The organism is Legionella micdadei (assembly GCF_000953635.1).
GTDB classification, from domain to species: domain Bacteria; phylum Pseudomonadota; class Gammaproteobacteria; order Legionellales; family Legionellaceae; genus Tatlockia; species Tatlockia micdadei.
The window spans coordinates 2,587,801-2,613,723 of the sequence record NZ_LN614830.1 but is presented as its reverse complement, the minus strand read 5'-3'; the positions used below and the strand labels follow the sequence as shown (position 1 = coordinate 2,613,723).

Here is a 25,923-nt window from a genome sequence, read left to right as displayed (position 1 = left end):
AACCGCTAGATATATCAAAAAACAGGCTGGTCATCAACTATTCCCTATTATCGTTTACCACCACTCACTCGGTCATTCCCTTGCAAGTCTTGCCAGCACTGAACTTGCCTATACCCATAATCATTAAGCATAGACCCTACTGCAGATTTTTGATCAAAACCGTGCTCAATCAATAATAGCCCGTCAGGTTTAAGTCTAGCAAGACTATGCTGAATGATATGCCTTATTGCTTCCAAACCATCGGTGCCTCCAACTAATGCCAGAGTGGGTTCAAAGCGAACATCGCCCTGGATAAGATGAGGATCATTAGCTGCAATATAAGGTGGATTGGTAACAATAGCATCGAATTTTTGCGTAAGGCTAATTTTTTCAAACCAATCCGAATGGTAGAAGCAAATATTCGTTACCCGAAGGCGGGCAGCATTTTCTTCTGCGATTTGCAAAGCTGACAGACTGCAATCACAAGCAATAATTTGCCAATCGGGTCGCTCATGGGCACAAGCTAGGGCGATAGCCCCGCTTCCCGTGCCCAAATCCAGGATTTGGGCATGAGGTTTATCGGCCAGTAACTTTAAAGTGAGTTCCACCAGTAACTCAGTTTCTGGTCTTGGTATAAGTGTGTCCTCACAAACTTTAAGAGGAAGTGACCAGAATTCCCTTGTACCAGTTAAATAGGGAATGGGCATACCATGAGCACGCTTGTCAACCAGCTGTTGAAAGGTTTGCCATTGGGCTTTTGTCAGGGTTTTATCCATATGGGTATAAAGGTAGGTACGGGTCTTCATCAAGACATGCGCAAGAAGAATTTCGCCATCTAAACGGGGGCTATCACTTTCTGCTTCAAGTTGGGTTGTCGCTTGTGATAGCGCCCCTTTTATGTCAATCATGGCGTCCAAGCTCGGCAAGTAATTCTGCATGATATTCGCGTTTAAGCGCATCAATTATCGGCGCTAAATCGCCAGAAATGATGTCAGGTAGCTGGTAAAGCGTCAAATTAATGCGATGATCAGTTAATCGGCCCTGGGGAAAATTATAGGTTCGGATACGTTCGGAACGATCCCCTGTGCCCACGAGGGATTTGCGAGTTTGCGCTTGTTGTTGGCGCTGTTTGGTCTGTTCTGCATCCAGTAACCGTGTCCGGAGTAGTGCCATTGCTTTTGCTCGATTTTTATGTTGCGAGCGTTCGTCTTGGCATTCAACAACGAGTCCAGTTGGAAGATGGGTAATCCGTATTGCAGAATCAGTTTTATTGACATGCTGGCCTCCAGCTCCCGAAGCGCGATAAGTATCAATGCGTATTTCATCGTTATTAATTTCAATCTCATCGATTTCTTCAACTTCAGGAAGAATTGCAACAGTACAAGCTGAAGTATGGACACGTCCTTGCGATTCTGTTTCTGGAACACGCTGAACACGATGCGCACCTGATTCAAATTTTAGCTGCGAATAAACATCATGACCGCTGACTCTCGCAATAATTTCTTTATATCCGCCGTGTTCACCATGGCTGGCGCTGATCACTTCAACTTGCCAGCCTTGGGTTTCAGCATAGCGGCTGTACATCCGAAATAAGTCGCCGGCAAAAATTGCTGCTTCGTCGCCACCAGTCCCAGCTCTGATTTCAAGGTAAACATTACGTTCATCATCAGGATCCTTGGGGAGGAGATGCCATTGCAGCTCTTCGTCGAGTCCTTCTAGTTTTTTCTTGGCTGCGTCGATTTCATCAGCTGCCATCTCAGCGAGTTCTTTGTCGTCACCTTCAAGCAATTCTTGTAGCGAAGCAAGGTTATCGCGTGCTTGTACATAGGTGTTAAAGCAGTTTGCGACTGGTTCTAATTGTGCATATTCTTTGGACAAATTCTTAAATTTGTTCTGATCAGCGATTACTGAGGCTTCCGAAAGCAGGCGGCCTACTTCCTGAAATCGTTCAAGCATTTGCTCAAGTTTGGATTCAAGAGATTTCTTCATAGGGGGATTGAATCGTTGTGAAATTATATAAATAATGGACTAAATCAAGAAGTTCTTCACGTCCATCCTGCGCTGCTTGGCGAAGGCCAACAGAGGGAGGATGTGTTAATTTATTAACTAACCGATCACACAATTCCTGTAACACCCCAATTTGGCAATGGCCAGCCCGTAATTTTTCTTGGGCTCGTTTTAATTCTTGTTGTGCTAAATCGTGCATGCGGTTGCGGTAATTACAAATAGCATCTTTAGCCCGCAATGAGCGATGCCAACGAATATAATTGTCTAATTCAGATTCGATGAGTTGCTCTGCTTGAAGTGCGGCAGAGCGCCGTTCATCCATACCTTTTACAATCATGGATTGCAGATCATCGATATTATAGAGACGAACTGCTTCTATTTCGGCAACATCCGGTTCAATATCGCGGGGGACGGCTAAGTCAAGAAAAAACATAGGTGCATGAGCACGTTTACCTAATGCATGTTCCACTAGGCTTTTATTAATAAATGGTAAAGGACAAGCAGTTGCAGAGATGACTACATCAGCTTGGGCAAGGTATTGTGGAATATCCCCAATAGTTAATGCTTTCCCATTAAATGCTGCAGAAAGTTGCTTTGCATTCTCGTTGGTGCGGCTTGCGACGAAGAAATTTCTTACACCTTGTTTGTGCAAATATTTTGCAACAAGTGTCGCTGTTTCTCCTGAACCGATTAAAAAAGCGTTTAATGACTGAAAATCGGAAAAGAATTGGCTGACCAGCTGTACAGCTGCATAAGCTACTGATACAGGGTTTGTACCAATACCGCTGCGGTTTCTGATGCGTTTACTCGCGCTGAAAACGTATTCGAATACTTGGCGTAAATTGGTCTTGATGGTACCTAATTCACAAGCATATTGGTAGGCTTGTTTCATCTGGCCAAGAATCTGGGGTTCGCCCAACATCATTGAATCTAAGCCGCTGGCTACGCGCAAAGTATGGCGAATGCCGTGATGCCCGTGATGAATATAGAAGTATGGGGATAAAGACTCAGGTGCAAGTTGATGTTGATAGGCAAGCCAGGGGGCAAGGCTTTCTGGCTCCTCTGTATCGCAGTAAATTTCAGTGCGATTACAGGTAGATAAAATCGCAGCTTCATTGACAGCAGGCAGATTTACCAGGCTATTAAGCAATGTTCCTTGCATAGCAAGCGGTAATGCGATCTTCTCCCGCACATTAATTGGAGCAGTTTTATGATTTAGCCCACACGCGACAAACACCATAGGAATATAGAGCCACAGAATAATCTTGGAATTGTAAACCATTAGCCAATAAATTTATAGCGTTTAATCAAGTTAAGGCACTGCTGTCCCATTTTTAAGCTGTGCAAGATAAGGAGGATAGTTCCATCGGCTGGGAATTGGCGATTACATTGGATAAGAGGGATTCCTTATTCTTCTTTCGTCGTTCTTTATACGCACGTAAGTGACTCACTGAATTAAGCACATTGGGAATGAAAAGCATAGTCAATATGACTAAAAAAAGTTAAATTTGATAAAATTATTGCATATTAATCTCAAGTCATTTTATTTATCGCCGCTAACAATAGTAGGCTTTCTTGAACAGGCAGAATCCTGATAAGGGGTGGCAATGGACATCATTTTTCGAGGTGAACACAACAGTGAAGAGGCCGCAGAAAGTTTATTGAGTGTGCTACGTTTGTTCAAAGAGCGATATAAAATTGGCAATTTCCGAGAGATGCATCTGAGCGTTACCCTGGTCGATGATCAAGGCGATGACGTTGAGTTAGTGGACAGTGAAACAAGCCAAGCTTATCGAACTTTTGAAGTCTATCGCAAAGGGTATGAATTAGAAGGTCGAAAAGGACAACCTTCGCTACGATTAGTTGTCAATAACACAAAGAATAATGCGTAAATTGGGCTTTCCGTAAAATAGCTTAATGAAAGTGTCAGATGCGCACCGGAGGTCATTCATGATATTGGCTTTACTTGCCATTGTAATAACCCTGATTTTAGTCGTTGGAATACATGAGACAGGACACGCCCTGGCAGCAAAGCTATTCGGCGTTAAGATCAAGCGAATCGCCATCGGCTTTGGCAAACCACTACTATCTTATAAAGATAAATCTGGACGAGAATGGGTTTGGGCTTTGTGGCCTCTAGGAGGCTATGTGCATTTGCTCAATTCAAGAATAGAACCAGTTTTAGAAAAAGAACATTACTCCTTATGTTTTGATAAAAAACCCATTTGGCAGCGTTGTATTATTTTGCTTTCTGGTGCCCTAGCTAACTTAATCATGGCCTGGTTGGCCTTTACAATGCTATTTATGCTGGGTTATCAACAACAGCAACCATTGATTCAAAACGTGTTACCGCAAAGCATCGCCGCATTGGCAGGCTTAAAGGCTCATGATCGCTTTGTTGAAATTTCAGGTTGGAAAACCAGTTCATGGCAAGATGTAGGCATGAGCCTGGTCATGACTCTCGGTAAAAAAAATGTACCGGTTTGGGTTAGCAATGAAGAAGGGGGTTTACGAAAAGTCAATTTGGATCTAAGCCAATGGCACTACAAAAAAAAGGATACCTTATTAAGTGCGCTTGGCATTGAAGCGGTTCCTGCTAATGTTTCTAATTCCTTTGTTGTTGGCCAATCTTTTATGGACTCAATTCGCCATGCCTTTGAACAAATTCTGTATTTGCTTGTTTTTTTTCTAGTGATGTTGAAGCAGCTAATTACCGGGATGATCCCCTTCTCGGTTTTACTTGGGCCTTTAGGATTGTTTTCCGTGTCAATAACCTCTTTTTTGCAAGGAACTGCAGTATTTTTATCTTTTATTGCTAGCTTAAGTTTAGCCGTTGGCTTTGTGAATTTATTTCCTATTCCAGGCCTTGATGGAGGCTCAATTGTTTATTCATTAGTGGAAAAAATTCGTGGGAAGCCGATGTCTATCGCAGTCGAGGTGTTATTATACCGTTTGGCATTCATTGTATTTGCTGTCTTGCTCATTCAGCTTTTGATGAATGACTTACAGCGGTATTTAACTCGTTAAAAAGCCCGCGCACAACACCAAAGATCAATTCGAGTGGCGCCTTGTTGTTTAAGAACACGTGCCAATTCATTAGCTGTGCTCCCAGTTGTCAATAAATCATCCACCAAAGTAATGTGTTGATAGTGAGTCAATTTACTTTGAAAAGCACCGCGCACGTTTTGTTTTCGTTGTTTTCTATCTAAATTAACTTGCGGATCGGTATGGACAATGCGTTTACAAAGATTGGGCTCACAAGGTATCTGTAATTTTTTAGATAGAATTCTAGAGAGTTCAACTGCCTGATTGAAGCCTCTCTGCCTAAGGCGCTTAGGATGCAAGGGGACAGGAATGAGGCATTCTGTGGTGATCGGTCGATTTGCCAATGCTTCTAATATTAATTTGGCCAAAAACCCACCCAGGTAAAATGCTTCATGATATTTAAATCCATGCAATAAAGTGCGTAAAGGTTCTTCGAACCGATAAGCTGTGATTGTATTATCAATGGTTGGTTTTTCTTTTACACAAATCCCGCAAACTAAATATTTTTCATCCGGCAAAGGATGGGCGCAATAACGGCATGCAGGTCCGATTTTCTTAAACAAGCGTGTGCATGGATGACAAACAGGAAAGGGTTGATCATGGTATTGGTTACAAAGGACACAGACCGAAGGCAAACGCAACAACTGTGTTATACTGGTGATTTTCTGGCGCACGACGTTGGATTCCCTTATGGCGTGTGGAAAATTAGAAAGTGCTAAGTTCCTATAAAGCAACGGGCGTATTTGGCGCATCTTGCGAGAAAATCAGACCGTTCGAGTAAAGATTAACGTGGGGAAGCTGAGCAATTACAAATGTGTATCACGCCTTAATTATTGTTGACCTAATGATGAATCGAATAACTGAAATCTGCAATGCTTTTGATAAACAGGCTACGGAGTATGAAAAAGCGGCCAAAGTGCAAAATGAAATCGGTGAGCGCTTATTTGAACGCTTACATTATTTAAAAATCACACCACGTTATGTGCTTGATTTAGGCTGTGGCACAGGAATCTTTACCTCTCAGCTTAAAAAACTTTATCCCCAAGCACAAGTAATCGGCTTGGATTTATCGTATGCGATGCTTAAGCAGTCCCGGAGAAAACAAAAATGGCGGTGCAAGTGGCCGTTGATTAATGCGGATATGACATCGTTACCTTTCAATGATGGTGTGTTTGATTTAGTTTTTGCGAATCAAACCATCCATTGGTCTTCGCCGCTTTCTGCAGTAATAAGGGAGTTGAATCGTGTGATGAATTTGAATGGTTGCTTGATGTTTTCAACCCTCGGCCCAGATACGTTTAAAGAGTTAAAACAGGCCTGGTCAGTAGTTGATAATTATGCTCATACAAATGACTTTATCGACATGCATGATATTGGTGATTGTTTGTTGGCTGAACATTTTCTCGATCCTGTTGTCGATATGGAGTTATTAACAGTACACTATTCTAGCCTTAAGCAGTTATTGCAGAATTTGAAGGCGCAAGGGGTGCGCAATATCAATCAAGCACGCAATGAAGGGCTAACAGGCAAAAATTCGTGGCAAACATTTGAGTCGGCGTACCAGGCTTTGTCTACCCCGCAGGGCAAATACCCACTGACCTATGAGGTAGTTTACGGGCATGCCTGGAAAGGGAGCCAGCACCGAATAGAAAAGGGTACGGAAACATTTATACCCATTTCACAGATTCGACGAAGGGAAGGGTAATGTAAGCCTGTTCTCCTAATACACGCCCGAAACAGATGCACGGTTGTAGACTGAGAAGCGATCACTGTGAATTTAAATGGAATATCAATATGAGAACATATCTCTTAGCTTTTACGCTGTTTGTATCGTGCTTTTCAATTGCCTCCTTTGCAGAGGAAACCGTTGAAGCTACCTTTCTTGATACGAAAATACAGGATGTCTTAAGTGATATTAAAGAGGATATTAATATCGGTATTTATGTGCAAGATGCAAAAACTGGTAAAGTCCTTTTTAAAAAGAATGTGAATCGCTATTTTATGCCGGCGAGCAATCAAAAATTATTCACAGCGTTTGCAGCACTTCACTCGCTTGGTCCTGATTTTACTTATCGAACCCAACTTTTTCTTGATTATACTAAAATCCGTAAAGGGGTTTTGAGGGATAACCTATACCTACAATTTTCAGGTGATCCCGTATTCACTGTGGAACAACTGGAATCACTCATCAATTCATTAGCAGAAGTAGGCATCCTCCGTATCAAGGGTAAAATCATTATTGATGATACTGCCTTTGATCAAATGGGTATGAGTCCGGGAACTTCTTGGGATGATCAAGATTTTTGCTGGGGTTCGCCGATAAGTGCTTTAATTATTAATCATAATTGTGTCAAAGCAACCTTAATTCCTGCTCCTGAACCTGGGCAACTTGCCAAACTTGAACTGCCTAACTACCCACAATCCATGCATTTTATTAATCAAGTTATGACCAGTCCTGCTTCAACGAAGAACTGTAGAGTGAAAGTGAAGCGCAGTGATGAGACAACTTATGTGATGAGCGGGTGTCTTAGTGCTTCCGCTAGCCCTTACCCCGTCGAAATGGCAATCAGTAATCCGCGAGATAATGTAAAACTATTGTTAAAGCATTTTTTAGAAAAAAATCACATAGGTGTCACTGGGGAAGTGGAGTTTAAAAATTTTGAGACTCCAGCCAAACCGTTTGCTCGTCAAGATTCTCCACCGTTAAAAAACTTAGTGGCAACGATGTTAAAAGAATCGGATAACACGATTGCCGATGCTTTGTTTAAGACAATGGGAGCAAACTATGCTCACGAAGCAGGAAGTTTTGCTAATGGGAATAGTGCGGTGCGCGATATTTTGGCCCAATCGGTACAGCTGAATTTTCCTAAAACCACGCTTATTGATGGTGCAGGCAGTTCTCGCTATAATTTTTTAACCCCAGCACAAATAGTTACCCTACTACAGAAAATCTTTTTATCTCCAGGGGCATCTGATTTTATTTCTTCTCTTGCCATATCAGGCGTAGATGGCACACTTAAGGATAGAATGAACGATTCTGTAGCTTTAGGGAAAGTACATGCAAAGACAGGTTCTGAAACCGCAGTGACATCTTTGTCGGGTTATCTTGAGACTAACAAAAAGCAGACCCTGATTTTTTCAATCATGATCAATGGATTTGTTGATCCAGCTGCTAAATATAAGGCGTTGGAAGATAAACTATGCAAAGTTATGATTGAGTCTTAACCAGTTTTTGTGCGATCAGTAAAGCACTATAATTTAATCATAAGAATATTATAATTTTATTTTGTTCGCTTTTAGGAGTTACCATGGAATTTGTCAGCCGCTATGTTGCTCACCAACCTGATGCAGAAGGGATGGTAGAGTATTCGAATGAAGAGCATCGCATCTGGCAAATACTTTATGAGCGTCAGATGAGAATTATACCAGGAAGGGCTTGCGATGAGTTTTTACAAGGTTTAGAAAGTCTTGGTTTGTCTGCTGGGCATATTCCCCAGTTGCCTGAGCTTAGCCGCCGTCTCAATGCTCTCACTGGATGGCAGGTTGAGCCTGTGGAAGCCCTAATTTCGGCACGTGCTTTTTTTGAATTACTGGCAAAGCGGCGTTTTCCAGCAGCCACCTTTATTCGTTGTGAAGAGGAAATCGATTACGTTAAAGAGCCTGATATTTTTCATGAGCTTTTTGGCCATTGCCCAATGCTGACTGATCCCGTGTACGCGGATTTTGTCTGTAATTATGCCCGTAAAGTGCTAAGTCTACCCGAAGAAAAGTGGCCTTTGTTGCAGCGGCTTTTTTGGTTTACTGTTGAGTTTGGTTTAATTAAGACACCAAAAGGGTTGCGAGCTTACGGAGGAGGTATCCTTTCTTCAATTAGCGAAACGGCTTATAGTGTTGAGAGTGATGAAGCAATGCGGATATTGTTTGATCCTGTTGTTGCTTTTCGTATGCCTTACCGAATCGATATGCTGCAGCCAGTTTATTTTGTCATTGACGATTACCAACAACTCTATGACTTTGTCGAGTCAGACATTAAGCGTTACATCGAACGGGCCAAGGAACTCGGTGAATATCCGCCTTTATTCCCTGTTGATCCGAATAATCCAAATATTCATATTTTGGCTTGTTAGCACTGTTTTTTGTGATTAAGATAATATTTCAACAAATAGATAATAAAAATCACAGATAAAAAACAGATCTAATTGTAATGCTTAGTCAGTCTTGCTAATATCGATGCATGTTTTCTGTTCATTGACTAGGTAGTCAAGGAGCAACGCTTGATAAAAGTGCTAATTGTTGATGACCACGCTCTTGTGCGAATGGGAATTCGACGATTATTAGATGACCTGCCTGACATGGAGGTAGTTGCGGATGCTGAGAGTGGCGAACAGGCGTTGGCTTTGGTTAAAAGCCATAAGCCTGACGTTGTGCTGCTCGATATGAAGATGCCAGGAATAGATGGCTGGGAGGTAACGAGGCGACTTAAAAAATCCCATCCGCAAGTCAAAGTCATTGCTGTAACCGCCATGTGTGCCGAACCATTACCTACTCGAGTTTTGCAGTTAGGCGCTATGGGTTATCTAACAAAAGAGTCGGGTGCTGAAGAAATGGCAGCGGCAATTCGCAAGGTCTCTAAAGGTGAAAAATACCTAAGTGCCGAAATTGCCCAAAAAATGGCAATTAATAGTCTAGAGGCTGTGCAAGATTCCCCATTTGACTTGCTGTCAGAGCGGGAAATGCAAGTGATGCTGATGATCACGAGAGGTATGACAGTACAGGATATTGCTGACCGTCTATTCTTAAGCTCCAAAACCATTAACGGTTATCGCTACCGCATGTTTGAGAAATTAGGAATCAAGAATGATGTTGAACTTACCTTCTTAGCAATGAAACATCGGGTCATCGAACAGCCTAATGATGATGCTTTGCATGATGAGGGTTAATTTCTAATTCGTTGGGTAGCCCAAGTTCGGCTCAATCCGAGCCGCGTGCGTGAGCAAGCGATTATCCGCTCCCTCACGGTCGCGGCTCGGATATCATTCATTTACCGACAGCGCGGTTACGCCTAACTCTAACGTCTATAATTTAATCGATCTTCTGATATTGTTTCACATGACTTTTGATAAATGAACGACCAAATGCCAACCGACATAACCCATGTCCTCACAAACCTCACAACCGAGCCTGGCATCTACCGTATGTTAGATGCGAAAGGCGATGTTCTTTATGTGGGTAAAGCGAGAAATTTAAAAAAGCGGGTCAGTAGTTATTTTAACAAGCAAAATGTGGGTGCGAAAACGCGCTCGCTCATTAGTCAAGTTGCTACAATTGAGGTAAGCGTCACTCGCAGTGAGACTGAAGCACTCTTACTTGAGTCCAATTTAATCAAATCGCTTCGGCCTAAATACAATGTCCTACTGCGTGACGATAAAACCTATCCTTATATCCATGTCACTTCTAGTCATTCTTTTCCTCGGATGGAGCTTTATCGTTCTAAGAAAAAACCAAACAAGGGGGAGTTTTACGGCCCTTATCCAAGTGCAGCCGCCGTGCGCGAGACGTTAGGAACAATTCAAAAAGTATTTAAAATCCGTAATTGCAGCGACAGCTACTTCAGCGCACGTTCCCGCCCTTGTTTACAATACCAGATCAAGCGCTGTACAGCGCCTTGTACAGGTTATATATCTGCAGAGGATTATCAACGATCGGTTAATGACGCTAGACGATTCCTACAAGGAAAATCGCAGTTGCTTATTGATGAATTAGAAAAACGCATGGAACAAGCGGTGAAACATCTCGCCTTTGAGGAAGCGGCTATTTTTCGCGACCAAATTAAAAGTCTGCGTTTAGTGCAAGAGCAGCAGGGAGTAGTGCAGCTAAGAGGGGATGCGGATGTGATAGCGATTGAGGCGCAGCCTGGCTTTGCTTGCATTCAGTATGTGACTGTTCGCGAGGGTCATGTATTAGCCAGCCATAGCTTTTTCCCTTCCGTACCTAAGCAAATGTTTACCGATGAGGGGAGTGAAGGGAATGCGTTATGGCAAGAAGTTTTTACCGCATTCCTTTCTTTCTACTATATTGATACGCCCGAACGAATACCGGCATTGATCATTACTCATGAGGCCATTCCAGAGCGTGAAGCACTGCAAGCATTGCTTAGCGAATTACGCGGCAAGACTTGCCAAATTCAAATTAAACCACGCGGTGTGAAGGCCCGGTGGTTAGACTTTGCCCTTAATAATTTGCGTCTGTCTGTGGCAGATTATCGGGCATCATCTTCCACGATGAAAATGAGGTACCAAGCGCTAGCCCATTTACTTCACCGGCAAGAAGCCATTGTACGCATGGAATGTTTTGACATCAGCCACACTCAAGGCGAAGCAACGGTGGCCTCATGTGTGGTTTTTGACGAAGAAGGCCCCCGCAAAGCAGATTATCGCCGCTTTAATATCAGTGGAATTACTCCGGGTGATGATTATGCAGCAATGGAGCAGGCAATTACCCGTCGCTTTAAACGCCTTAAGCAAGAGCAACGGTTGCCCGATTTGCTTATTATCGATGGCGGGAAAGGTCAAGTCGCTGTAGCTGAACGGGTTTTGGCGGATTTACAGATAGAAGGGGTTATCCTGTTAGGTATCGCAAAAGGTCCGGATCGGAAAGCAGGATGGGAGCGCCTCATTTTGGTTGCTGATGACAAAGAGATCAGTTTACCCTCAGATTCACCTGCTTTGCACTTATTACAGCATATTCGCGACGAGGCTCATCGTTTTGCGATTACCTCCCATAGGAAAAAACGGCAACATGCCGGAATGGATTCCTCTTTAGAAACCATTGAGGGTGTCGGTCCTAAAAGGCGTCAAGCTTTGCTACGGCGTTTTGGCGGTTTACGTGAATTGGCTAAGGCGCCTCTCAGTGAAATTGCCAAAGTGAATGGCATAAACAGTGAGCTGGCTGAACGTATATTCGCGCATTTCCATTCCTAGCAGCTTCACAGTATTAGTCCACTGCCAATCGAGGAAGGACATAAATTATTTATCATTATAAATTTTAATCAAACCCTAAACTTTTTAACCAACCAACCGACATACCTTTTAAAGCTTATTTTTAAGTTGTCAAAAACTAAAATTTGCAACAAAAAAATAAGAATTTTGCATTTTAAGCACACTTCTTGCATCACAAATATTGAAAAGTAGATTAGGGGAATCACGACATGAAAAAAATAACAGGAGTGATTGCACTGATGATACAAGCAGCTGCAGTTAATGCTGCGAGTTACTACGGTCCTGCTCTCTGTGCCTACCCGAATTATCAATGCATTAAGGTGGGTTCAGGACAATCTTGGGAAAGATTATTTCCCGATGAGCAACAGCGAGATATTGTTCAACGCTTAAACCGCACCTATAACAGTTTATGGGCAGGTAAAGTCATCGTTGTCCCTCGTAATTTATCACAAAAAACACTCCTGGATTTTTCACCTTTTCCATTAACGATTAACGAAAAAGGTGAGAAACAGGTCATTGTTGATCAAGATAAGTTGGCTTGGGGCGCTTACGACAGGGATGGACAACTTGTCAAATGGGGACCAATTTCTTCAGGAAGGGACAGGTGTCCTGATGCAGCCCGATCCTGCCGAACGATGACAGGTATATTCCGTTTCTTTAGTAAAGAAAATGAGAAATGCCGATCCAACGTGTACCCAATTGGACGTGGAGGGGCAAAAATGCCTTTCTGCATGTATTTCCACAAGGGATTTGCCTTGCATGGTTCGCCTGATATTCCCGGATACCGGGCAAGCCATGGTTGTGTGAGAATGTTTACCCGCGATGCTGAATGGCTCAATCACAATTTCGTCGAATTATCCAATGAAAGCAATCATTACTTGGGTACTAAAGTAGTGATTCGTCCTGTTTTGACAAAAGAGGAGCCACAGCAATGAACACGATCACCAAGAATTTAAGTTTAAGCCTTTTGCTGACGCTATTGTCTGTCGGGGTAGCCAACGCTAAGGCTGGAAAAGAGGAAAAAGCAGAAAAAGAGGATGGTAGACCACCAATAGGATGTTATAACTCCGGTTACCAGTTTGAATTGGAGGCGTTGCATTTACTTCCTGGTGGAAACGGTCAGAATCAATCCATGTACTTCTTATTTAATACATTGGGTCAGCCTGTTAACCTCTTCCAAATGCGTGATGAAGAGAGTTCACGCAGTATGTATTTAAACCATGTTATTGGTCCGCATGAGTGGGGGATTCTATCCACAAATGAGAAGAAGGTTAAATTCATTTGCTCAGTCCCCAACAAAAAATCCCCCTATGGCCAAGTGGTTGATTGTGCGCAGACGCTGAGGGTTTGTGAGTATACCAATGTGCGTTACGGCTTAAATAATCGAGGCAACTATTGGTTGGCCAATAGCAGTACCCGAAATGGCGCAGTAAGTGCAGTGGTGCATTATGGCATTATTCCTGGAATGTAGCAGCAGGGAATTATGCTTGGATTGATTGTTTAAATATTAAGAATTACCTAGAGAGACTTGCGGTAAACAATAAAATGAGGGGAGTACCATGAAATCATTCGTACCATGGTTTTACTTGGTTGCAGCCACTGGAAGCCAATTTGCGTTTGCCGCAAATGGATTGGATGCTTATCGTCAAGGAAATTATCCACTCGCTGCACAAGCACTTCTTAGTGAGTCAGGGAAAGATCCAGTTGCTGATTATTATATGGGACGGATGCGTTTGTATGGTTATGGTCAATTAAAAAATAATAATTTAGCCTTACGTTATTTTACCCAGGCCGCAGAAAAAGGCATGCTGCCCGCGCAGCAATTTTTGGCCCGTTATAATCTCATTGAAGAAAAAAACCCAGAAAAGGCTTTATATTGGTTTAAAAAAGCAGCTGCTGCAGGTGATATTCAAGCACAAATGTATTGTGCAGCTGCCTATTTGTTTGGCTTGGGTACCAAAGAAAATTCGGATACAGCAAGAAAATATTATATTGATGCAGCTAAAGCAGGCAATGCTCTCGCTCAATATACTTTGGGCATGAATTTTCTTGAAAGCCGTGATCAACGAAATAAAAAATTAGGGGCAGTTTGGTTATCAAAAGCAGCTGATCAAGGTTTTACTGAGGCTCAAGCGAAATTAGGTGAACTCTACGCGAATGGTACTGTGGTTGCTCGTGATAACGCCAAGGCGATAGATTTACTGACTAAAGCGGCTGCACAAAATTCATCGTCAGCAATGGCTACGCTTGGGGAATTGGCTATAAAACAAAATGAAATTGAAAAGGGCAAAGAATGGCTAACTAAAGCGGCCAATGCTCAGGATGTGCGCGCAGAAATGATTTTAGCCCGGCTATACCTTGATCCGAAATCCCCACTATATGATCCTAAAACAGGATTCATGTGGACTCTCCAAGCGGCTCAAAATGGTTCGGGTGAAGCACAGCAATCGCTAGCCCTCCTGTATAAAGAAGGTAAAGGAGTTGCGGCGAATCCGCAATTGGCTGAGCAATGGGAACTAAAAGCCAAAAACACTTCAGCAAAAAAAGGCAGTAACATTGCTCCTGAAATTGAAGCTGCGCGTTGGTTAAGTAATGGTAAGACAAGCAGTTTTAAGGATAACAGCTACAGTTTAGGCGGAATTTACAGTGCTTGGCAAAATCCACATGCTTTAAAAGAAAATAATTATAATCCCGCACCTCAAATGGAAACGGTAACACGTGCAGAAATTTATAAACCTAATTTTACAATGGTCGAGCCTAGCGAAATTCCTATCAATGATTATTTCGATTTAATTGCCCCAATGCTTAATGCGAATCAGGCGGCCACATGGACATTCCCACGTTATCCACTCGATAAACAAATCGAGGCTTTACAGGCCAACGAATCGCTAGCACTTAAGCATAAGCCGAGACAATCTATGGTTGATGAAGGTTCTCCTTATCCAGAGAAATCAGATCCGCAAAACTTCAACTATTTCAAAGAAAAAACGGTGGGTTGGGAAAATAAGGCAAATTATCAAGCAGTTTTAAATCACCTTTATGGGCAAGCAATTTTAGGTGATTCATCTGCCCAATTTGAAATTGGCCAGCTCTATCAATACGGTATTGCTGTCAATAAAAGCCCTCAACAAGCCATGATTTACTATCAATTAGCTGCGGCTCAGCAAGAGGTTCGTGCAGAATACAATTTAGGCATTTTGTACTTAGAAGGGCAAACAAACCCGGTCGACTACAAGCAAGGTATTAGCTGGATGACCGATGCTGCTTTCAAAGGAAATGTTTATGCCCAATATGTGTTGGCGAACATTTATGACAAAGGATTTACCGATGCAAATGGCACTATGATAGTTGAACCTGATGAGCAGCAAGCATTGGCAATGTACTACCTAGCCTCATCCAATGGGTATGGTCCAGCACAATATCGCTTAGCTGAGTACCTGGTGAAACAAAAACAAGCGGGATTGAGCGTTGTTGCCAAGCAAAATCGTACGAAATTAATCAGACGCTTATACCAAGGGGCAGTGAATCAAGGTGTAGTGGAAGCAGAATTACCTTTGGCTTATTACAATGCAATGGATTCTGCTAATCCAGAAAAACAATTGCAAGCGTTTAATGTAGCAAAAAAATCAGCTAAAGACGGCAATGCTGAGGCTGCCTTGTTGTTGGGTATGATGTATGAAAGGGGAATTTCGGTACCTGCAAATCAAGTTGAAGCATTATATTGGTATCAACAAGCGGCTTTAAACCCTGTGAATTCATTCATTCTGGGCACCTACTACAGCCAAGGAAAAGGGTTGGGTAAAGACATGGAAAAAGGCAGGGCATTATTGCAACAAGCAGCCGATGCTGGTTTTTCTTATGCAAGCCTCAATTTGGCCATATTAAAACACGAGGAGAATGAACCCTTCGTTGATGACTTGAATAAAGCGCGTGATGCAGGAAATAGCATCGCTAGTTTGCTACTTGCTGACTATTACCTCGCTCAAGCGAATGACCCGACAAACATGCAACTGGCCCAAGATATTTATCAAAATCTAGCCGACAAGGGTGATAAAGATGCCCAGTTAAAACTCGGTTATCTTTACGACACGGGATTATCCGGAAAGCTCGATCGGGAAGAGGCTGCGAAATGGTATTTGGCCTCAGCGGAACAAGGCCAACCAGTTGCCCAGTATTTGTTAGGGCAACTTTACCAATTAGGCCGAATCGGTAAAGAGCCAAATTATGATGAAGCTAAAAAGTGGTACGCACAAGCCCAAAAAGCTTATCCAAAAGCGGCTGTTGCGCTAGGTTTTATCTACGACACGGTCGAAGATGATTATTTAAAAGCCTTTGAGAGCTATCAACTGGCCGCCCAAAAAAATGATGCTGTAGGCGAATATGACTTAGCCTTAATCTATGAGAAAGGGAAAGGTCTACCAGTTGATTATGCAAAAGCCCAAGTGCTTTTTACTCAAGCTGCTGATCAAGGGTATGGCGATGCAATGACACAACTCGCTGACATGTATTTTACTGGTCAAGGGGTTGCTCGAAACGATCAAAAGGCATTGCAACTCTATAAGAAAGCAGCCGATTTGGGTGATCCTGACGCGCTGTATCAACTTGGCTTGTTGTCTGAGACGGGGGTAGCAACGAAGCTTGATTTTGGCAATGCCGTGAGTTATTACCATCAAGCTGCAGAAAAAGGGAATGAGAAAGCCAAGCTTGCCCTTGCAAGGATGTATCAATATGGATTAGGGGTAAACCAAGACGGTGAGCAAGCAAAACAACTCTATGGTGAGTTGGCAGCAAACAATAATGCGTATGCCCAATACCAACTGGCCCTGATGTCATTTAATAATGCACCAGAGCGCAAGTCAGAAGAGGGCAAGCGTTTATTGCAACAAGCAAGTGAAAATGGCAGCTTACAGGCACGTAAAATGTTGCAATGGCTTGATGCCCAACAACAAGAAAGAATCAGCTTTATTGAATCAATTCCCGTCAATCAAACACCTGTTTTGGCCGGGCAACAACCTGCTGATTTAATGTACTTCGATGCCTTAAGTGAATGGAACCGTGGGGATGAAGATTTATCAAGGAGAATCTTAAAACGCTTGATGACCCGTTTTCCACAGTACACGCCTGCAAAAAGGGCATATGAGCAATTAAACCAACAATCTTCTTCGCTGTCTTTAGTCTATAATGAGCGTAGCAAAACTGAGTAATTCTGTATGAACCCCTGCACAATCCGCGTGTTTCCACGCGGATTTACTATTTCTTGATTGCGGGTTATAAAAAGAGTTAGTTATCAGCAAATTAACAGATATCTGGAATCAGACCCCAATATCCTAAGGAAAATAAATGCTCTAATGGAAATCACATTGCGCCACAATCCGGCTTTTATGAGCCTACAGAAGTTCTTGAGATGTATTTAAACAAGGTATGCAACTTTGATATCCTGCATTAGGCAAAGGGTTATCTTTGCCTAATGCCTTTCCTTCTTATCTTTCTTTTGACCTAATAGCCAATCCACACTTACTTCAAGTTCCTCAGCGACTTTTTCCATGGATATAGGATCAACGGCAACACCATTCAATAAAGCTTCAGCTTTAAATTTAGGTAGCCTGAATAGTTTGGAGCAAATTTGAATACGTTCATCCATTAAGCCAGGTACCCCAATCGCGTCTAGCTCTTTATTTAAGCGTTCAGATAATTGTTTGTTACTCATAACCCACCTCCTTTAATTTTTTATTAGTTTAAAGCATAGAACATTAACAATTGCTTAAATGCAAAATAGAAAAAAAAATTAATTTCTGTACAGGACAAAAAATCAAAACTACTTTTTTGCATCAAAGGTCGACATTCGGTTTATTTGGGATTGTTGTATAAATGCCTCACCTGCCATCTCCCGTTCTCGAAGTAGGGGGAGATGGCAGGTGAGAGGGGGAATCTAGTGACCGAGAGAAAGTTGTTATTTTTATCGGCTTTATTTTTCCAGCACAGAGAAAATTAATGGGAGGCGGCAGTTTAGTGGATTGGTTACAGGGCCATACCCAAATTCCGCCTAATAGCTAGCGATAATTCCGGAAAAGTAAGCTTCTCATAATCACCACCAAAATGACCTTGGTTGGTGTATTCATGGTATTCACAATTAAGCTGTTTATGGATAAATCGCGGTTCATCGATTGAAATCCAGGGATCATCTTGTGAGGCAAATAAAGTAATCCATTGCTGATTATTTCGGATATTGTTCCAATTCCACGGGGAATCAAAATAACCAGATAACTTTTCTTTCTCCATGTTTAAATCAGTATAATAAGCGCCGACTAATACTGAACCTAGTAAGGGATATTTTTCGGCAAACCTCATGGCTGCAATTGCCCCTGATGAGTGGCCAACAAGTAGGGTATTTTCATCGGCTTGTAATTCATTTAGTAAAAAAGGGATCCAGAAGGAAGCGCGTGCAAGATCATTATCAGGGAATTCTTCCGCAATAACGTTTAGCCCAAAGCCTTCTAATTCTTTCTTCACGCTTGGGAACCAATTATCCCTTGGGGAGCCCCCGCTGTTGCCTGGAATGAATATAATCCTTTTAGTCACAGTTTAAATCCCTTAGCACTTGTTGTACATCGCATCAACTATAGCTAATTATCTGACGATAACCAATAAAATTCCGATTAAGGTGTGTTGACAAAAAAAGAAATTAATATATAAATGAACGTTTATTTATATTGTGAAGTACTTTCTATGGGTAAACGTTATCGATTATTCCGAGAACATAAATATATTTTTTATGTGTTCACTAATCTCTTGCAAAAAGTAGCAAAAGCTAACTTCTGTTCCCATCAAGAGTTGCTCAGAATCAAAATAGAAATTAATGAATTAAAATTGCTCTTAATTTCTCACGCTGACTATGAAGAGAGTAGAATTCATTTGATTTTGCAAGAGAAAGGTTCGGCGCTTTACCAAAAGGCGGCAGAGGATCATTGTCATCAGCATGAGTTTTTTGAGCGGATTGAGGAAAAATTTGCTGTCATTGAATGCAGTTTAAATGATGAAAATGAAATAAATTATCAAGGGTACGAAATCTATTTAAGTCTAAGGAATTTTTTTAGCGAGAATCTCCAGCATTTTGATTATGAAGAGCGTGTACTTATGCCGGAGTTGCAAAAATGGCTAACAGATAATGAAATTAGGGCAATTGATGCCCGAAGTTATTGCGAGATGCTCCCAGAGCACATGATTCACATGATGGAAGTGTTATTTCCGCATATGAATTTTGATGATAAGTTGGTTTTCTTAAGGGATATTAAAGAATTTGAGCCAGAAAAATTTAATATAGCTTGGGAAGGGATCAGTAGACAACTAGCGCCTATCGATAAAGATAAACTAATTAAAAAGCTGTCAGAAGTTGGGGGTTAAATGGCGAGGATAAAAAAAATTTCGGACGAAGCAGTATTAACCATTATCTTAGACATCATAACGAGGATCGGAGCTGCACAATTTAGCCTTGAAGATTTAAGCCGTCAAACAAAACTTTCCCCCGCTACTTTAATACAACGGTTTGGGTCAAAAAAAGAAATTTTAAATAAGGCATTGGAATTAGCGAATAAAAAGTTGGCTGAAAAATTGGATAGTAATAATGCTTTAGCAGAGACATCAATCCAACAAATCATCACCACGTATCTCGATCTAAGTCTTGTTTTTGTTAAGCCTGAAGACGTTGCAAATGGTCTGGATATTCTAAAGTTGGATATTATTGAAAAAAAACTCAATCAAATAACAAGGGAATATTTTGAAATTCGCAGAAAAAAAATTAAATCTCTACTTGATTTAGCAATCAAAAATGGCGAACTGCCAAAGATAATTTCAACGGGTAACCTTGTTTGGGATATGGAAGCGTTATGGCAAGGTGCAATTTTACAATGGGCTTTAATCGGGAATGGCTCTCTTCATGATTGGCTTAGAAAGAGGTTGCTTAGTTTTTTAAGAGGATTAGGCGCATTATTGCCGTGAATTCAGCAAGATAGATAACGAACCCTATCAATCCTTTTTAGATCATTTTCCATATATAATCGCATCGAAATTTTCATGAGTTAATTTTGTTAATATTTCCTTAATAATCAAGTAAGTTTACCTTAATTTTCTTTCGATATACTGAAACTAATAAAGTTTATCGAAAGAGCCGTGTAAATGAAAACCAGAACTGAAGGAAAACCGCAAATATCAAGTGAAAAATTGGATGATCTAATTAAAGAAGTCCACCAATTAATGCAGCTTGAAAAGCAAGAAATAATCAATAAATATTTTACTAAAATTGTTGAATCTTGTTCAAATGAATCGGTTATTGATAGAGATTCAGTTCGAGAATTGTTCAAAACTCTTTATGGAAAGCTAACATCGGAAGATGATAAAAAATGGGTAAAAGATACTTGGAATAACCAAGATTATTCTCTTGAAGAAAAACTGAAAAAATTAGCAATTTTTTTAGCTAAGAATGAAGAAATTCCATCGCAAACCTTTATAGGCCACATGGGTAAGTTCTTTGGTATCATCAATAATAATTCGAAGTTAAATTTATTTCTGAAAGATCCCCAAGATTATATTTTTAATAACCCTGATCTTTCAGCTCACGATCGTCAAATTTTAGCGATCGTTATCAATGATCCAAAATTTAAAAATCTACCCTCAGTTCATGAAGACACTGTTAATCTTGGCTTGATTTACACTCCGCTCACTTCTTATATGTACCAATTGCGGGCCGATACCTATGGTTCAATGGATGCTTTGCGATTTCCGCAATGTATAAATCCAGATATGAAAGAGCTAGTTATTGAAAAATCAAAGAAAGAATATTACGGCCCTAAAGTGATGGGCGGCATGGGCGCTCAAGAAAATTATGATCGAAGTTCAATTGCAGAGACTGCGTCTAAAGTAAAAACAATGAAGATGGGGGCATGCCATACTTTTGCACAATTAGCTGCTGATCATCTTCTAACCTTAATGGATGAAGGTAAATTGCCAAAGATGGGAATAAAAATAGTAAGTCATAATCAAAGTTTAGGATCGCACACGTTCCTTTTAGTTGGCCATAAATCAGATGATTTAACTGATTTGTCTAATTGTCTTATTGTGGATCCTTGGGCTGTAGCAATGGGATATGGGCAGACCTATGGGATTTTTACTGAAGAAAACTACCCCTATCCTGGAATGACAACTAATTTAGAATGTTGCTATGACAGTGAAGCCCCGGTTGTATCAATTAAAAAGGCGAGCTCAGCAAGCCAATCACTTAGTCAAGAGTTAAGCAGTGCTTTAGCAAGGGGCTTTTTCTCTGGCTCAAGAGCACAAAGTGAAGAAAAATTATCTAAACCACAGCGAATAGTCATTGAATTTCTCACTGATCTAATGGACTATGCTGATAATTCTTTGCACAATCAAACTAAAAAGGAATTAGCAAAAACCCTCATTGACTCTGTTAAGTCAAAAGAGATAGAGCCGGGAACGGCAATCCAACTCGCAACACTTGCGATGCATGCCCGTGCAATAGAAAAAGATGGCGAACGTTATAAATGGCGAGGGACGGCTTCTATTCCTGACGAATCCTTTGTGGCCATTTTTAATAAATCCGCTGCAGGTTATTGGAAAAAATATGTTTCCAAAAACATAAGTGGTGTAGGAGATGTTGATAAAATCGATTCCCCGCTAATTAACAAAATAGTTAAGTCATTAGATACCAATATTGAGCATGAATTTAGCCAAGAAAATACATTAGGTAAGACTCTTTGATCATTTTTTAACAAATAGTTTATAATTGCGTATTGCCGAATGTGGAAACTTATAAGGAGTAGTAGGGGCTAAATATGCATGAAAAAACTGAAAACAATGCAGCTAATATCTTTCTGACTCTGCCTTTGGAAATACTATATCAACAATTTGATGGCATCCCTTTAAGCTCTTTGACTAATTTATATCGAGTTGATCGAGCATTAAAAAACATTGTTGGAGAGTATCTCAAAAATGAACTCCAAATAAAGCAAATTGCCTGTGGCCAAAATCATACACTCATTTTATTAAAAAATGGACGGGTCTTTGCCACCGGTTCCAATAAGTATGGGCAATTAGGTGTTTCGGATACCAATTGTTTTTACCTCACAGAGATTACCGGAATTGACCGAATTCAAGCAATAAGCGCTGGTTTCAATCACTCAATGATGCTAAGCAAAGAAAAGGAAGTTTGGGTAATGGGTGATAACAGCAAGAATCAACTGTTATTTCTTGAAAAAATTGCAGCAGAGGGTAAAGAAAATAGTCCAGAAGAGCCTCGGACAGAAGCAGAAAATTCACCTAAGCCAGTCCCTCTGCAAAAAATTTCTGGACTCGATAAAATTCAAGCGATTACCACAGTTGATTTTACAACTGCCGTGTTAACTACAGACGGAACGGTTCATTCTTATGGTAATGATAAATTGAAACCCCACCTCATCAATAATCAATTAAGACTATTACCTGATTGGATTTCTCTACCTAAGGATTTGGACATAGCCGATGTTTCCTTTGCAAACTCTCCCCATGCCCTTCTTCTTACTACAAAGGGGGAACTTTATGGAATAGGCAATAACGAACTGGGTCAATTAGGATTAGAAAAAACCGAGGATTGCCCAACTTGGACTAAGTTATGTGATCATCAAGTAAGTAAAATTAAAGCGACCTCTTTAGGCAGTATTATTTTAACGGCAGCCCATAAACTAATGGTTTCTGGCTTTAATGCGAACAGGCAGTTTGGTAAAGCAGTAGAGATGATCGCTGGTTTTGAAGAAATTGCAACTGACGTTAGCGATTTTGATGCTAATGATTCTCATACCATTTATCTCGATACTTCCAACAGATTGCATGGTATGGGTTGTAATGATTTAGGGCAATTGGGCACAGGTAACCCCAAGGCTCTAGCTGGATCAACACCTGCACCTTTAATTCCAGTACAACAACTTACTGTTTCTAAAGCAAATCTTATCCAGTCACGAACACCCAAAGTGAACCAATCCTTTTTTCAGTTTTTACCCCAGTTAAGCCGTATTGAGGAAGTAGAATGGGAGGAGAGAGAAGACATAAAATGGGAAGAAGGCAATTTAGATAAAGACAGAAAAGATACAAAGTGGGAAGAAGATGATTGGGATCAAGCATCGCTACAATTGTTCTAGACTCCTTTCCCTTATTCTAAACTCCGACCACAACCGGAAACTACCGGTGAGATAGGGGGTAAAAGGTTATTACCCCCTAACAATTCACTTCCGCAAGATGTGCCAAATAGGGTCGTTTCATGAGAAGGAACTGTTGGATTACCCCAATTGATGAATCTTAATAAGCATTCCTACTTGTGGGTGATCAAAATAGTAAGTATCTCCGCCTTTTAATCGTTGCTTTTGGGCAAATACAAAAGGGGGATGACTGCTGTCAGAAGGTGAAAACAATAATTCCGTATTCAATAAGTAATAGCTTGAACGCTGAATGCGTAGCGATCCTTCCAGTTGCCAACCATCACGATTGATAATAGGCAGGGCAACGGCACGCTGGCTATTAAAAGGTTGCAGCCAAGTGTAATGCAAGAGAACCCGATATTCTGGGTTGCGATGGAGTGCCCAATATTCCTCCCTCAATTGTGAAGAGGAAGAAGGGAGAAGGTGGAAGGGGATCAAATCTTTATGGATTTCTGTTTGTAATGGGGCGGCCTGCTTGCATTCCGAGGATAAGGTTGAAGACAGAGATAACTCTGGAGGAAGATGGGTAGGTTGTGGATGAGTGAAAATAATCAGATCAATTTGATAGAGCGAACGAGTGTCTTTCGCTTGTGAAAAGCAAGAAAAGAACGCGAGCCCCATGAAAATAATTTTTTTTAACATTTATTGTTCTTCTTAGATAATAGGCTGCAGCGGAGTGGGTTGGGTTGAGACCCGTTTGAATTTTATTCAAATCTCAGTTGGGTAAAACAGCACCTACTCAGCTAAAATTCAAAAAATTATACCGAAGAGTAAGAAAGGTGTCAGCTAGTTATTGTTCCTGCTCTTATCTCTTGTTAGAGTGATAATGCTCATTTGTATCAATAGGATTCATGAAAAAATCTGCAGAAATTAAACAGCTCAGTGTTTCATTTCAAAACCGGGGCAAGCTGATTACGGCTGTTGACCATTTAAATTTTAGACTTAGCCCAGGTGAAACCTTAGCCCTATTAGGAGAGTCAGGCTGTGGTAAATCGATTACCTCGCTTGCATTAATGCGCCTATTACCACGCAATGCAGTTTATGGTTGGAATAGCGAAATTCGAATTGATAATCAAGATATATTAAATCTTCCCGAATACCTCATGCGTACTTTGCGCGGAAAGCGAATCGCTATGATTTTCCAAGAACCAATGACAGCGCTCAACCCTGTTTTAACCATAGGCGAACAACTGGTTGAAATTGTAACCAAGCATCACGTTGCTGGTCAGCGAGTAAAAGCGCGGTTAGTCGAGCTTCTTGAAAAAGTAGAAATGCCTAAGCCTGAGCTTCGCCTTCGACAGTATCCACATCAATTATCAGGCGGACAAAAACAGCGCGTTGTGATTGCGATGGCTTTGGCTGCAAATCCGGAAATACTCATTGCAGATGAACCGACCACTGCGTTAGATGTGACTATTCAAGCGCAAATTTTAGCTTTACTGAAAAAATTACAGCAGCAATATCGAATGAGTATGTTGCTCATCACCCACGATCTTGGTGTGGTCAAAGCAGTGGCTGATCGGGTCTGCGTCATGTATGCTGGCCAGATTGTAGAGCAAGCTGCTGTAGTGGATTTTTTTACCCAAGTGTTGCATCCATACTCGCAGCAGTTGCTTGCATCGCTTCCGGGCTTTAATAAACGCAGCCAGCGCTTACAGGCTATCCCTGGTGCTGTCCCGACATTAGATGCGCTACCTGATGGATGTCGATTTCATCCGCGATGTGCGCACGCTTTTTCAATTTGCCCCTTAATAGAACCGCAACTTCAAGTGATTCAGGGGCGGGAGGTCCGCTGTCATTTATATCCTGATTATGAACAGCCACCTGCACTGGCATTAGACGAATCAAATCACGCGGAAAAAGCGGGAAGCGATGAAATTTTATTGCAGGTGAAAGCGTTAGCCGTACATTTTTCTGTAAAGAGAAGGTTATTTCAGCGCAACGTTGATCCTATCAGGGCTGTCGATGGGTTATCTTTTAACTTATACAAAGGAAAAACCCTCGCCTTAGTCGGGGAATCGGGGTGTGGAAAGACAACCGCAAGCCGAGCTTTACTGCGGTTGCAGCATATTAGTGGTGGAGAGATGCTTTATCGTGGCCAAAATGTTAGGACATTAAAAGGTCGGGCTCTGCGTGAATACCGTAAAAAGGTACAAATTATTTTTCAGGATCCTTTTTCCTCGATGAACCCACGAATGACAGTAGGAGAAATTCTAGCAGAAGGCATGCATGCTCAAGGTTTAAGTGCAGGTGTTATTCATAAAAGACAGCAACTTCTTTTAGAACAAGTGAATTTACCCCGCAATAGCCTGCATCGTTACCCCCATCAATTTTCGGGTGGTCAACGTCAGCGAATTTGCATTGCACGGGCCTTGGCAACAGAACCTGAAGTACTCATTTGTGATGAACCTACCAGTGCCCTTGATATTTCGGTACAGGCACAAATACTCAATTTACTGAAAGACTTGCAACAAGAAACAGGGTTATCCTTTTTGTTTATCACCCACAACATGGCTGTGGTTTCCTATATTGCTGATGAGGTGTTGGTGATGCATAATGGAAAAATGGTTGAAACAGGGACTTGTGAAACGATTTTAAAGTATCCACAACACGACTATACCCGGCAGCTACTTGCAAGCGTTTTACAAATTTGATTT

Annotated in this window: 22 protein-coding genes; 15 read left to right on the top strand and 7 right to left on the bottom strand. The window is 41.3% G+C overall.

Features of this window, described 5'->3' with window-relative positions; all coding sequences use genetic code 11:
* Nucleotides 1-47: 47 nt before the first annotated feature.
* From prmC to hemA, 3 genes are read right to left on the bottom strand one after another with little or no spacing between them, the layout of a single operon-like run.
* Complete coding sequence (gene prmC / locus LMI_RS11585; protein ID WP_045099944.1) at nt 48-887, bottom strand: peptide chain release factor N(5)-glutamine methyltransferase; 840 nt, start codon at nt 885-887, stop codon at nt 48-50.
* Nucleotides 880-1,968 carry a peptide chain release factor 1 gene (gene prfA, locus LMI_RS11580; protein WP_045099943.1) on the bottom strand — a complete coding sequence of 363 codons (1,089 nt, stop codon included), beginning with the start codon at nt 1,966-1,968 and terminating at the stop codon, nt 880-882. Before prfA ends, prmC begins: the two co-directional genes overlap by 8 nt.
* Nucleotides 1,952-3,226, bottom strand: coding sequence for a glutamyl-tRNA reductase (gene hemA, locus LMI_RS11575; RefSeq protein ID WP_045099942.1), 1,275 nt, complete (start codon nt 3,224-3,226; stop codon nt 1,952-1,954). Before hemA ends, prfA begins: the two co-directional genes overlap by 17 nt.
* A 367-nt stretch (nt 3,227-3,593) precedes the next feature.
* Between hemA and LMI_RS11570 the strand changes: the two genes are divergently transcribed.
* Nucleotides 3,594-3,878: a hypothetical protein gene (locus LMI_RS11570; RefSeq protein ID WP_045099941.1), complete on the top strand. Its 285-nt coding sequence runs from the start codon at nt 3,594-3,596 to the stop codon at nt 3,876-3,878.
* A gap of 58 nt (nt 3,879-3,936) precedes the next feature.
* Entirely contained in the window at nt 3,937-5,013 is a 1,077-nt protein-coding gene (locus LMI_RS11565; protein WP_045099940.1) for a M50 family metallopeptidase, read from the top strand.
* Here the strand turns inward: LMI_RS11565 and LMI_RS11560 are convergent.
* On the bottom strand, nt 5,010-5,705 hold the full coding sequence (locus tag LMI_RS11560) for a ComF family protein (protein WP_102010556.1): 696 nt from the start codon (nt 5,703-5,705) through the stop codon (nt 5,010-5,012). The two genes, LMI_RS11565 and LMI_RS11560, sit on opposite strands and share 4 nt — an antisense overlap.
* A 173-nt stretch (nt 5,706-5,878) precedes the next feature.
* Here LMI_RS11560 and bioC point away from each other — a divergent pair, with 173 nt between their 5' ends.
* The 8 genes from bioC to LMI_RS11520 all read left to right on the top strand — a co-directional run bounded on the left by bioC (nt 5,879) and on the right by LMI_RS11520 (nt 17,233).
* Nucleotides 5,879-6,736, top strand: a complete 858-nt coding sequence (bioC, locus tag LMI_RS11555) for a malonyl-ACP O-methyltransferase BioC (protein ID WP_045100738.1) — start codon at nt 5,879-5,881, stop codon at nt 6,734-6,736.
* Between the two features lie 89 nt (nt 6,737-6,825).
* Nucleotides 6,826-8,256, top strand: coding sequence for a D-alanyl-D-alanine carboxypeptidase/D-alanyl-D-alanine endopeptidase (gene dacB, locus LMI_RS11550; RefSeq protein WP_045099939.1), 1,431 nt, complete (start codon nt 6,826-6,828; stop codon nt 8,254-8,256).
* Nucleotides 8,257-8,339: 83 nt separating this feature from the next.
* On the top strand, nt 8,340-9,158 hold the full coding sequence (phhA, locus tag LMI_RS11545) for a phenylalanine 4-monooxygenase (protein WP_045099938.1): 819 nt from the start codon (nt 8,340-8,342) through the stop codon (nt 9,156-9,158).
* A gap of 147 nt (nt 9,159-9,305) precedes the next feature.
* Complete coding sequence (gene letA, locus LMI_RS11540) at nt 9,306-9,971, top strand: two-component system response regulator LetA (protein WP_045099937.1); 666 nt, start codon at nt 9,306-9,308, stop codon at nt 9,969-9,971.
* 183 nt (nt 9,972-10,154) lie between these two features.
* Nucleotides 10,155-12,011 carry an excinuclease ABC subunit UvrC gene (gene uvrC, locus LMI_RS11535; protein ID WP_045099936.1) on the top strand — a complete coding sequence of 619 codons (1,857 nt, stop codon included), beginning with the start codon at nt 10,155-10,157 and terminating at the stop codon, nt 12,009-12,011.
* 227 nt (nt 12,012-12,238) lie between these two features.
* Complete coding sequence (locus tag LMI_RS11530; RefSeq protein WP_045099935.1) at nt 12,239-12,964, top strand: L,D-transpeptidase; 726 nt, start codon at nt 12,239-12,241, stop codon at nt 12,962-12,964.
* A complete protein-coding gene (locus LMI_RS11525; RefSeq protein WP_045099934.1) occupies nt 12,961-13,500 on the top strand; it encodes a hypothetical protein in 540 nt (179 codons plus the stop codon). The genes LMI_RS11530 and LMI_RS11525 overlap by 4 nt, the downstream gene beginning before the upstream one ends.
* 88 nt (nt 13,501-13,588) lie before the next feature.
* Nucleotides 13,589-17,233 (top strand): tetratricopeptide repeat protein, encoded by a 3,645-nt coding sequence (locus LMI_RS11520; protein ID WP_045099933.1) that lies wholly within the window; start codon nt 13,589-13,591, stop codon nt 17,231-17,233.
* 260 nt (nt 17,234-17,493) lie between these two features.
* On the opposite strand, the gene LMI_RS11515 is transcribed toward LMI_RS11520, so the two are convergent.
* Nucleotides 17,494-17,736, bottom strand: a complete 243-nt coding sequence (locus tag LMI_RS11515) for a hypothetical protein (protein WP_045099932.1) — start codon at nt 17,734-17,736, stop codon at nt 17,494-17,496.
* Nucleotides 17,737-18,047: 311 nt separating this feature from the next.
* Nucleotides 18,048-18,608: an RBBP9/YdeN family alpha/beta hydrolase gene (locus LMI_RS11510; RefSeq protein WP_045099931.1), complete on the bottom strand. Its 561-nt coding sequence runs from the start codon at nt 18,606-18,608 to the stop codon at nt 18,048-18,050.
* 114 nt (nt 18,609-18,722) lie between these two features.
* Between LMI_RS11510 and LMI_RS11505 the strand changes: the two genes are divergently transcribed.
* The 4 genes from LMI_RS11505 (at nt 18,723) to LMI_RS11490 (ending at nt 23,209) form a co-directional block, all read left to right on the top strand.
* A complete protein-coding gene (locus tag LMI_RS11505; protein WP_045099930.1) occupies nt 18,723-19,430 on the top strand; it encodes a hemerythrin domain-containing protein in 708 nt (235 codons plus the stop codon).
* Entirely contained in the window at nt 19,431-20,024 is a 594-nt protein-coding gene (locus LMI_RS11500; protein ID WP_045099929.1) for a TetR/AcrR family transcriptional regulator, read from the top strand.
* 177 nt (nt 20,025-20,201) lie between these two features.
* Nucleotides 20,202-21,797, top strand: a complete 1,596-nt coding sequence (locus tag LMI_RS11495; protein ID WP_045099928.1) for a hypothetical protein — start codon at nt 20,202-20,204, stop codon at nt 21,795-21,797.
* A gap of 74 nt (nt 21,798-21,871) precedes the next feature.
* On the top strand, nt 21,872-23,209 hold the full coding sequence (locus tag LMI_RS11490; RefSeq protein WP_045099927.1) for an RCC1 domain-containing protein: 1,338 nt from the start codon (nt 21,872-21,874) through the stop codon (nt 23,207-23,209).
* 138 nt (nt 23,210-23,347) lie between these two features.
* On the opposite strand, the gene LMI_RS11485 is transcribed toward LMI_RS11490, so the two are convergent.
* On the bottom strand, nt 23,348-23,908 hold the full coding sequence (locus LMI_RS11485; protein WP_045099926.1) for a CsiV family protein: 561 nt from the start codon (nt 23,906-23,908) through the stop codon (nt 23,348-23,350).
* A 209-nt stretch (nt 23,909-24,117) separates the two neighbouring features.
* Here LMI_RS11485 and LMI_RS11480 point away from each other — a divergent pair, with 209 nt between their 5' ends.
* Nucleotides 24,118-25,920: an ABC transporter ATP-binding protein gene (locus tag LMI_RS11480; protein ID WP_045099925.1), complete on the top strand. Its 1,803-nt coding sequence runs from the start codon at nt 24,118-24,120 to the stop codon at nt 25,918-25,920.
* Nucleotides 25,921-25,923: the final 3 nt, after the last annotated feature.